We start from the raw sequence: 10,450 nt of genomic DNA, 5'->3' as shown, positions 1-10,450 counted from the left end.
GTGTCTTTCTTTAACGATTTTGTGTGCTGCCGCGAGCTTCGCAAGAGAGCAAAACGCCGAAAAGCCCGCAGCTGCGGGCCTTAAATATGGGAGAACAACGAGGCCCGCGGGTTACGCGCGCCACCACCAAAGGTTAAATGTGTTCTTCACATCACTGACTCTAACACCGATACCTTCTGCCGTACAGATAAAGGGCGTGTGGGTACCCCCGTGCCCGAAAGGTGGTACGCCTTAACCAGCGATAGAGTGAGATAGGAAACATGCAGCTAAACGGTGTGATGGAGAACTCTAAAACTGTAGGACTATAGCTTTTGAGGGGCTAAGAATACCCCCGGCCGGGAAAAACATTCATAAAACTGCTGGTTAGAGGGATGGAAAAAGGATTAAATAGCGGTCACTACTGTCACTCTCGAGTAGATAAGGACCGATATGTTCTCTAAAACTTCCGCCGTTCTCTCAGCCATCGCCTTGAGCGCTGCTGCTCTCGTGGGATGCTCTTCGTCGTCGGAAAGCGCCAGCGGGGATTCCGGAGGTGGAGACTCCTACTCCATCGGAATTAATCAGCTGGTTCAGCACCCTTCCCTCGATGCCGCTGCAGAAGGATTCCAAGAAGCCTTCGAGGATGCGGGTGTGGACGTGGAGTGGGATGTCCAGAACGCCAACGGTGAGCAGGGCACCGCGGTGTCCATCTCCCAGCAGATGGCGAACGCCAACCACGATCTCTACCTGGCCATCGCCACCCCAGCCGGCCAGGCCATGAGCAAGTCCATCAAGGACAAGCCGCTGCTGTTCACCGCGGTGACGGACCCGGTGGAGGCGGAGCTGGTGGAGTCGCTGGATAAGCCGGGCAAGAACGTCACCGGTACCTCTGACGCAGCGCCCATCGAGGAGCAGGTAGAGCTGATCACCCAGCTGGTTCCGGATGCCAAGACCGTCGGCGTGGTCCACTCCTCCGCCGAGGTCAACTCCAAGGTGCAGGTGGAGCAGTTAACGGAGGCCGCTAAGCCGAAGGGTATTGAGGTGAAGTCGCAGACCGTAACCTCCGTGACGGAGATTCCGCAGGCCGTGGAAGCGCTGGGCGATGTCGATGCCATCTACGTGCCCACCGACAACATGGTCGTCTCCGGCATCTCCTCCCTGATCAAGGTAGCCAACGACAAGACCATCCCGGTCATCGCAGCGGACTCGGGCGCCGTTGAAGGCGGCGCCGCTGCCACCATCGGCATCGACTACAAGGAGCTGGGCCGTCAGACCGGCGAGATGGCGCTGCGCATCCTCAAGGACGGCGCGGACCCGGCCGAGACCCCGGTCGAAACCGCCTCTGAGTACACCTACGTCATTAACGAGGAGGCCGTGAAGGCACAGGGCGTTGAGGTGCCGCAGGAAATCCTAGACAAGGCTGAGACGCTGTGATTGGAGCACTTGAGCTTGGCCTCATCTATGCGGTGATGGCCGTGGGCGTCTACTTGACGTTTCGCGTCCTTGATTTCCCAGACCTGACAGTCGATGGCTCCTTCACCACCGGGGCGGCAACTGCCGGCGTGCTCATTACGAATGGGGTCAACCCCTTTGTGTCCTCGCTGGCTGGCTTCGCCACCGGATTCGTGGCTGGCTGCATCACCGGGCTTTTGCACACGAAGGGCCGCATCGATGGGCTGCTTGCTGGCATCCTCACGATGATCGGTCTGTGGTCCATCAACCTACGCATCATGGGCAGCGCTAACGTGCCACTGCTGACGCAGGATTCTGTATTCACCCCACTGGATGCCGTCATGGGAACCTGGGCCGGGGTGGGGCTGCTCGCTGTGGGCGCTGTGGTGCTCAGCCTACTGATCGTGTGGTTCCTGTCTACGGACTTGGGCCTCTCGCTGCGCGCCACCGGTGACAACCAACAGATGATTACGTCCTTTGGCGTGTCCACGGATTTCACCAAGATTCTGACCTTGGCTCTGTCCAATGGCCTGGTGGGTCTGTGCGGTGCGCTCATCGCGCAATATCAAGGCTTCGCCGATATCTCGATGGGCATTGGTCTCATTCTGGTGGGTCTGGCCTCCGTCATCCTTGGGCAGGCGGTACTCCGCCAGTCGCGCTTGTGGATGGCCGTCGTAGCGGTGGCAGTGGGATCTGTAATCTACCGACTCATCATCTTCGCCGCGCTGCAGGTGGGCCTCAACCCGAATGACATGAAGCTCATCACTGCGCTGTTGGTTATCGTCGCTCTCCTGGTGCCCCGCATGACGCGGGTACGTGGCAAAAGGAAGGCCTAAATCATGCTTAACGTAGACAAGATCTCAAAGACCTTCTTTCCGGGCACGGTGAATGAACGCCGCGCGCTTCGCGACGTCTCCCTGGAACTCGCCCCTGGCGACTTCGTCACCGTCATCGGGTCCAACGGTGCGGGCAAGTCGACGCTGCTGAACTCGATTGCAGGCCGTCTCATCCCGGATGCTGGAAAAATCACCATTGACGGCAACGATGTGACAAGCCAGCCGGAGCATAAGCGTGCGAGGAAGGTTGGGCGCGTCTTTCAGGACCCCATGGCGGGTACAGCGCCGAACCTGACGATTGAGGAGAACCTCTCACTCGCTTATCTGCGCGGCAAGAAGCGCGGACTCGGCCTGGGCCTCAACTCTGCGCGCCGGGCTGTTTTTGTGGAACAGCTGGAGTCGCTCGAGCTGGGCTTGGAGAAGCGCCTTGGAACGAAGGTGGGGCTGCTCTCCGGCGGCCAGCGCCAGGCGTTGTCGTTGCTCATGGCCGGCTTTACCAATCCGAAGGTGATGCTTTTGGATGAGCACACGGCTGCTCTCGACCCGCAACGCGCGGAGCTGGTGACCACACTGACGAAGCGCATCGTTGAGCAAGGGCAGCTCACTACACTGATGGTGACGCACAATATGGCGCAAGCACTGCAGGTAGGAAACCGCCTCATCATGATGCATGAGGGAGAGATCATCTACTCCGCTGACGCCGAGGAAAAGGCGAAGCTCACGGTGGAGGATCTCATGGCAGAGTTCGCGAAAATCAAGGGCGCGACTTCCGATAGGACCCTTTTGCAGTAGCGTTCCTCTGTGGTTGTTTCACGTGAAACCTAGGTGCCGTCTCTTCGGCGCCTAGGTCTTTTTATGCCTTGGGCTGCAGCATCCAAACGCAAATAAGGGCCCAGCGTTGTGCTGGGCTCTTTCGTTCTACGTGAAACCGAAACTACTTGAGCTTGATGAGAGCGGAGGAGAAGTAGTCCTCGACTGCTGATGGATCATCGAGAGGGAGAACAGCGCCTACGTACTGGTCCGGGCGAACGATGACCACTGCTCCGTCGCGGGAAATTCCGCGGGCATCGAAGATGTCCTTGTCACCAGGGAGAGCGTTGAAGACGTTCTCCCAATTCGGAACATTGAACTTGCCGTTGCGGGGGCGGAAGAGCAGTGGGGCGTCAAGAATCTCATAGTCGTGATGGTTGGTTTGCTGGTAGATGGCCTTCACGTCGAAGTAGGTATTCTCGTCAGCGCCCTCCGGGGTGAACTTGGCCAGGATGGGGCCGACCTTCTCTGCCCACTGGCTCAGCGTAGAGTCCTCGCCTGCCTTGGGGGCGTCGGCAAAAGCGTAGATACGGTAGCGGCCATCCGCGGTGTGCTGGTGGCCCAGGTGCTGAGGGTAGGCATCGCAGCGGCGCAGGACCTCGTAGGACTTGAAGCGCTTGCCCACTGGGAAGCCGGAAGCCAGTTCTTGGTGCTGGGTGGAGCCGACGATCAGGTTCTCCTCGTACTGAGTCATCATGCCGGCGGCGAACTCTTCCGCAGCAACGTAGTACTTCTCCACTGCCTCCGGATCGTCGAGTTCCTCGGTCGGGGTGGCCATGAGGGTGGACCACTCACGGTCAAAATTGATGAGGTTCTGGGCGGCCGGCTGGCGTTCGCCGTGGTAAGTGCTTAAGAGTTCCTTGGGAGCGCGGCCGTCGAGGACGTGACCCAGCTTCCAGCCGATGTTGAAGCCGTCCTGCATGGAGACGTTCATGCCTTGACCAGCCTTGGCCGAGTGGGTGTGGCAGGCATCGCCGGTGAGGAAGACACGCGGGTTTTCATCGCTATCGTCGAAGGCGTCGACCAAGCGGTGGCCCACCTCGTAGACGGAGTGCCACGCCACCATCTTGACGTCGATGAAGTAGGGCGAGTAGATCTCATTGGCCTTCTCGATGATCTTCTCAATCGGCGTGTTGCGGACCTTGTGGTTGTCATCCTCCGGAACGACGCCGAGGTCTACGTACACGCGGCAGAGGTAGCCACCTTCACGCGGGATGTGCAGGATTGAGCCGGCCTGTGAGTGGATGGCGCACTTGGTGCGCCAGTCTGGGAAGTCGGTGTCAACGACAACGTCCATGACACCCCATGCGTGGTTGGCCTGGTCGCCCTTGAGCGAGCGGCCAATGGACTTGCGGACGCGCGACTTTGCACCATCGCAGCCGACGACGTACTTAGCGCGCACGTCGCGCGGGTTGCCGTCGACATCCTCGAGGTGCACCGTCACTGGGTACTCGCCCTCCCCTACCTCCAGGGAGACGAAGTTCCAGCCGTAGTCCGGGGTGATGCGGCCGGGTGCGCGGCGGGCATAGCGGGCAAAGTAGTCCAGCACGCGGGCCTGGTTGACGATGAGGTGGGGGAACTCAGAAATGCCCTGCTCGTCGTCTACTGGGCAGGCACCGCGGGCAATCTTGGAACGATCCTGAGGATCGGGGTTCCAGAAGGCCATCTCCGTGATCTCATAAGCTTCTTCCGTAATTTCCTTGGCAAAGCCAAAGGCCTGGAAGGTTTCCACCGAGCGGGACTGAATACCGTCGGCCTGACCCAGCTCAAGGCGGTGCGGACGGCGCTCGATAATCCGCGTATTGACGTCAGGGAACATTGCCAGCTGCGCCGCAGCGATCATGCCGGCCGGACCAGAGCCCACGATGAGAACGTCCATTTCATCTGGAAGTTCAGAAACGCGATCGATGCCGAATCCGGCGGGCTCGAGCACGCGGGGATCTTCCGAAACGTAGCCGTTGTGGTGGAACTGCACTGTGGACTCCTTAGTTAGCGGTTGTAGTGGACGAGAACAAAGGGGGTCGTGGGGGTAATGACCACTCCCCCATTGCTATGTGAGCTTCGCTCTTGGAGGTGGTGACTCAGTTCAAGGTGTCTGGAGGATGTGAGATGGGTCGTATATGAGAATCATATATTATGCGCTCCCCTTGCACAATGAGTTGTTCGGAAAGGATGCGCATGCGTGGAGGGGGGCGTCGTCTAGCGCTGGCTGAAGATGAAGTGCCCCTGAGATTGCTCGACCTCGTGCTCTGCGCCGAGTGCGATTCCTTTGCGCTCACGCAGGATGAAGGTGCAGATGAAGCCGACAATCGAAGCGGAAACGAGGTAGCCCGATACCGCAAAGGTGGTACCCGTTGCCTCGACGAGCGAGGCGGCGATCATGGGGGCAAAGGCGCCGCCCAGGACCGAGCCGAGGGCATAGGTAATGGAGACGCCGGTGGCGCGAATGGAGGCCGGGAAGAGCTCAGCGTACATCGCAGACTGTGCGCCATAGGTGAGGCCCAGGCCGACAGTGAGGAAGAGGAGCGCACCGTAGAGCATCCCTAGGCTGCCCGTGTTGACCAGCGGGAAGAGAGCGGCGGCGCCAATGCCCTGCAGGATGAATCCGAGAAGATAGGTTTTCCGGCGGCCGATGTAGTCGGAGATGAATCCGGCGAACAATGTGGTCAGGGCCCACGCGAAGGCAGAAACGGTCACCGCGTTGAGAACGTCACCGCGGTCTAGCGCGACGGGGCCGTCGGGGTCCGTAGCGTAGCGCTGGATGTAGCCGCCCGTGGTCATGTAGCCAACTGTGCCGTTACCTGCGAAGACGAGCGCGGCTACCAGGACTAGCGGGGTGAAGTTCTTGAAGAGTTTGCCAATGGGGTTGGTGGCTTCTTCCTCTTCGCGCTCTGCAATCTCTTCGAAGACCGGGGACTCGTCGACGCCCATGCGGATGAGGTAGCCCACCAAGATGAGGACGAAGGAGAGCAGGAAAGGTACGCGCCAGCCCCAGCTCATGAAGGCGTCACCAGGCGCGATGGTGTTCATGATGGAGAGCACACCGGAAGAAAGCAACAGACCGGCAGGAACGCCGATCTGGGGGCCGGCGCCGTAGAGGCCGCGCTTGTCATTCGGTGCGTGTTCCACCGCCATGAGAACTGCGGAACCCCACTCGCCACCTGCGGAGATGCCCTGAATGATGCGCAGGGTGATGAGCAGGATGGGGGCCCAGATTCCGGCGGTTTCGTAGGTGGGCAGCACGCCAATGAGGGTGGTTGCGCCGCCCATGGCGAGGAGCGTGACCATGAGGACCACGCGGCGCCCGAAGCGGTCGGCGAAGTGTCCCGCCAGGAACGCGCCGACTGGGCGGAAGAGGAAGGACAAGCCAACGGTCAGGAAGGAAATGATGGTGGCTAGGCCACCCTCGAGAGGGCCGAACATGAGCTGGTTGAACACGAGTCCAGCCACTGCTGCATAGAGGAAGTAGTCGTACCACTCGATGGCGGTACCGATGGTTGTCGCGGCGACGACGCGGCGGCGTTCGGCCGTCGAAATTGTCGGCGTGACAGTTGTGTGCGACATAGTGAGATTCCTTTCGGCATGGGGTGTGCCATATACGGAAATGCGTGTGAGTTGAACCACTTGCGGTGGTGTTAGGGATAATATACGATCTGGGCAAGGATTTGTTCACAATTAAGGATTCTTCATGGCTGTACCTGAGTTCTTGCCGGTTAAACCGGGCAAAATGATCGCTGTCCATGTGGCCTTTGAGTCCCGCGCAGCGCAGCGCGGTCGCTGGCCCAAGACCCCGAGCTACTTCCTCAAGGCGACCAGCACGCTGGCCGAGTCGGGCGGGATCGTCGAACGCCCCCAAGGGACCGAGCTGCTGGCCTTCGAAGGCGAAATCGCACTCATCATTGGCACTCCGGCCCGCAACGTATCCCTCGAGGACGCGTGGAAGCACGTCGCCTACGTGACGGCTTCGAACGACATTGGCCTGTATGACTACAAGGTGCAGGACAAGGGCTCCAACACCCGTTCCAAGTCCCGCGATGGCTACACCCCCATTGGGCCGGAGCTTATCGACGCCCAGGGGATCGATCCCAAGGGCCTCCGCCTTCGCACGTGGGTCAATGGCGAGGTCGTACAGGAGGGAACCTCTTCCGATGAAGATCTCATCTTCCCGCTCGCCCAGTTCGTCGCGGACCTTTCCCAGCACATGACCCTGGAGACCGGTGACATCATCCTCACCGGTACCCCGGCCGGCTCCTCTGTCATTGAGCCTGGTGACGTCGTCGAGGTCGAGGTCGACGTGCCCGGGGGCGTGAGCTCCGGCAGGCTGAAGACTACCGTGAAGGAAGTCCCCGCCTCCTTTGATCCGCAGCTGGGCAACCTTCCCTACATGGACGATAAGCAGCGCGAGGATGCCTACGGAGACCGCGAATCCGCCGGGCTTCCCCCCAAGGGTGACGGTGGCCTCGACCCAGAGCTCAAGGCGGCCCTGGAGGAGGCCCCGACCGCCGGCTTGTCCGCTCAGCTGCGCAAGCGCGGCATCAACCAATCCGTAATCGAAGGCGTGTACCCGCAGGCCAAAGGAACCAAGATGGTGGGCGTTGCCCGCACGCTGCGCTTCGTGGCTGGCCGCGAGGACCTGTTCAAGTCCCACGGTGGCGGTCTCAACGAGCAGAAGAAGGTCTTCGACACGGTCAAGGAAGGCGAGGTCATCGTCATTGAGGCCCGCCAGGAATCCGGTTCCGGAACACTGGGTGACATTTTGGCTCTGCGCGCCAAGGTGCGCGGTGCCGCAGGCGTTGTCACCGATGGTGGCGTGCGTGACTACGAGGCTGTGAAGGAGATTGGCCTTCCCGTCTTCACCCAGGGCGCCCACCCCTGCGTTCTTGGACGCAAGCATGTCCCGTGGGATAGCGATATCGCAGTTTCTTGCGGCAACGCTACCGTCCTGCCGGGTGACATCATCGTCGGTGACGATGACGGCGTCGTGGTCATTCCACGCGATATTGCAGCCGAGGTCGCTGAAGGTGCGCTGGCCAAGGAACACGAGGACGAATGGGTTGCCTCCCAGGTGGAGACGGGCGCCAGCCTGGATGGCCTCTTCCCGCCCACCGGAGCGAACAAGGAAGCCTATATTGTTTTCCGCGACGGAAAGGCGGGTGGTCAATGACGGAACCCGCACTACCAGCTGGGGAAAGCAAGTCCCAACAGGCCTATAACTGGATAAGTGAAAAGATTCGTACTCGCGAGTATGAACCCGGGTACCGCCTCGTATTGGCAACAATCGCGGATGACTTGGGTGTCAGCGTGGTCCCCGTCCGCGAAGCCATTCGGCAACTAGAAGCGGAAGGCATGGTTACCTACGAACGAAACGTCGGCGCCAGCGTGACCACTCACAATCGCGAGGCCTATTACGAATCGATGGACATCGTGGCCACCGTGGAAGCAAACGCTACCGCCCAATCCGCCCCGCATCTTGACGCGGAGGATCTTGCCCGGGCACGGGAGATCAACCAGCGCATGCGGGAGCTCGATATCCACCACGATCCAGAGGAATTTACCCAGCTCAATAAGGAATTTCATAGCGTTCTCTTCTCCAAATGCCCGAACGAGAGGCTGAAGAACTTGGTGATGGACCAGTGGAAGCAACTGGAATATCACCGTGTCTCCACCTTTCGGTACGTGCCCGAGAGAGCCCAAGAGTCAACGCGCGAGCACGAGCAATTGGTCAGCCTCATCGAGGCTGGCGCGGAACCCGCCTACATAGAAAAAGTGGCCAGGCAACACCGCCTGACCACCCTCAGCACCTATCGCAAGACAAACGACTAAGGAGTCTCAAGCACCCATGGCTATCAACAACGATGCTGCTAAGCCCACCGATCTTCCCGAGAAGATTCTTCACTACATCAACGGCGAGTTTGTTCCGTCGATTGACGGCGATGAATTCGAGGTCCTGGATCCGGTAACGAATAAGACCTACATCAAGGCTGCTTCCGGCAAGCCGGCAGACATTGACAAGGCTGTCGCTGCCGCCAAGGAGGCCTTCGAGAACGGCCCGTGGTCCAAGGCCCTGCCGCGCGAGCGCGCACGCGTCCTCAACAAGATTGCGGACATTGTCGAAACCCGCGCAGACAAGCTTGCCGCGTGGGAGTCCTTCGACTCCGGCCTGCCCATCACCCAGGCCAACGGCCAAGCTAAGCGTGCTGCTGAGAACTTCCGCTTCTTCGCAGACCTGATCGTGGCGCAGGCTGACGACGCCTACAAGGTTCCGGGCCGCCAGATCAACTATGTCAACCGTAAGCCGATTGGTGTCGCGGGCCTGATTACCCCGTGGAACACCCCGTTCATGCTGGAGTCCTGGAAGCTTGCCCCGGCCATCGCCACCGGTAACTCCGTCGTCCTGAAGCCGGCCGAGTTCACTCCCCTCTCCGCACAGCTGTGGGCAGGAATCTTTGAGGAGGCTGGCCTGCCGAAGGGTGTCTTCAACCTGGTTAACGGCTTTGGTGAGGAAGGCTATGCAGGTGACCCGCTGGTCAAGCACCCGGATGTGCCGCTGATCTCCTTCACCGGCGAGTCCCGCACCGGCCAGATCATCTTTGGCAACGCAGCCCCGCACCTCAAGGGTCTGTCGATGGAGCTGGGCGGCAAGTCCCCCGCCATTGTGTTCAGCGATGCCGACCTGGAGACCGCGATTGATGCCTGCATCTTCGGCGTCTTCTCCCTCAACGGTGAGCGTTGCACCGCCGGCTCCCGCATCCTGGTTCAGCGCGATATCTACGACGAGTTCGTGGAGCGCTATGCCGCACAGGCCAAGCGCGTGAAGGTGGGCCTGCCTTCCGACCCCACCACCGAGGTCGGCGCTCTGGTCCACCCAGAGCACTACGAGAAGGTCACTTCCTACATCGAGATCGGCAAGCAGGAGGCCACACTGGCCGCCGGCGGCGAGCGCCCGGAGGGCTTCGAGGAAGGCAACTTTGTTCAGCCGACCGTCTTCGTTGACGTCAAGCCGGACGCCCGTATCTTCCAGGAAGAGATCTTTGGCCCTGTCGTTGCCATCACCCCGTTTGATACCGATGAGGAAGCACTCGAGCTGGCCAACAACACGAAGTACGGCCTTGCCGCCTATGTCTGGACCTCAGATCTGAAGCGCGCCCACAACTTCGCTCAAAACGTTGAGGCCGGCATGGTGTGGCTCAACTCCAACAACGTCCGCGACCTGCGCACCCCGTTCGGCGGCGTCAAGGCTTCCGGCCTGGGCCACGAGGGCGGCTACCGCTCGATCGACTTCTACACCGACCAGCAGGCCGTTCACATCAACCTGGACAAGGTGCATAACCCGGTCTTTGGCAAGCAGGACTAAGACGTCCACTCTCTACTCC

Annotated in this window: 8 protein-coding genes; 6 read left to right on the top strand and 2 right to left on the bottom strand. The window is 60.3% G+C overall.

The genetic code is table 11. From position 1 onward, the window contains the following. The first annotated feature begins 429 nt into the window (after positions 1 to 429). Genes HMPREF2537_RS01190 through HMPREF2537_RS01180 form a run of 3 tightly spaced genes read left to right on the top strand, consistent with a single transcriptional unit; the run spans position 430 to position 3,059 of the window. A complete protein-coding gene (locus tag HMPREF2537_RS01190; protein ID WP_070524892.1) occupies positions 430 to 1,413 on the top strand; it encodes an ABC transporter substrate-binding protein in 984 nt (327 codons plus the stop codon). Then, the gene (locus HMPREF2537_RS01185; protein WP_070524891.1) at positions 1,410 to 2,267 is read left to right on the top strand and encodes an ABC transporter permease; all 858 of its coding nucleotides are present in this window, start codon (positions 1,410 to 1,412) and stop codon (positions 2,265 to 2,267) included. The genes HMPREF2537_RS01190 and HMPREF2537_RS01185 overlap by 4 nt, the downstream gene beginning before the upstream one ends. 3 nt (positions 2,268 to 2,270) lie before the next feature. Continuing rightward, positions 2,271 to 3,059, top strand: a complete 789-nt coding sequence (locus HMPREF2537_RS01180) for an ABC transporter ATP-binding protein (protein WP_070524889.1) — start codon at positions 2,271 to 2,273, stop codon at positions 3,057 to 3,059. A 142-nt stretch (positions 3,060 to 3,201) separates the two neighbouring features. On the opposite strand, the gene HMPREF2537_RS01175 is transcribed toward HMPREF2537_RS01180, so the two are convergent. Together HMPREF2537_RS01175 and HMPREF2537_RS01170 are read right to left on the bottom strand one after the other, a co-directional pair. Further along, positions 3,202 to 5,052, bottom strand: a complete 1,851-nt coding sequence (locus HMPREF2537_RS01175; protein WP_070524887.1) for an FAD-binding monooxygenase — start codon at positions 5,050 to 5,052, stop codon at positions 3,202 to 3,204. A gap of 224 nt (positions 5,053 to 5,276) precedes the next feature. Continuing rightward, positions 5,277 to 6,641 (bottom strand): MFS transporter, encoded by a 1,365-nt coding sequence (locus HMPREF2537_RS01170; RefSeq protein ID WP_070524885.1) that lies wholly within the window; start codon positions 6,639 to 6,641, stop codon positions 5,277 to 5,279. 124 nt (positions 6,642 to 6,765) lie between these two features. Here HMPREF2537_RS01170 and HMPREF2537_RS01165 point away from each other — a divergent pair, with 124 nt between their 5' ends. The 3 genes from HMPREF2537_RS01165 to hpaE are packed head-to-tail and all read left to right on the top strand — an operon-like array spanning position 6,766 to position 10,431. After that, a complete protein-coding gene (locus HMPREF2537_RS01165) occupies positions 6,766 to 8,241 on the top strand; it encodes a fumarylacetoacetate hydrolase family protein (RefSeq protein ID WP_070524883.1) in 1,476 nt (491 codons plus the stop codon). Then, positions 8,238 to 8,900, top strand: coding sequence for a GntR family transcriptional regulator (locus HMPREF2537_RS01160; RefSeq protein WP_070524881.1), 663 nt, complete (start codon positions 8,238 to 8,240; stop codon positions 8,898 to 8,900). Before HMPREF2537_RS01165 ends, HMPREF2537_RS01160 begins: the two co-directional genes overlap by 4 nt. Before the next feature lie 16 nt (positions 8,901 to 8,916). Next, entirely contained in the window at positions 8,917 to 10,431 is a 1,515-nt protein-coding gene (gene hpaE / locus HMPREF2537_RS01155; RefSeq protein ID WP_070524879.1) for a 5-carboxymethyl-2-hydroxymuconate semialdehyde dehydrogenase, read from the top strand. Positions 10,432 to 10,450: the final 19 nt, after the last annotated feature.

This window comes from Corynebacterium sp. HMSC074E01 (assembly GCF_001808885.1).
Taxonomy (GTDB): Bacteria; Actinomycetota; Actinomycetes; order Mycobacteriales; family Mycobacteriaceae; genus Corynebacterium.
Note: the sequence above shows the minus strand (reverse complement) of the source record. Positions and strands in the feature narration are given on the sequence as shown.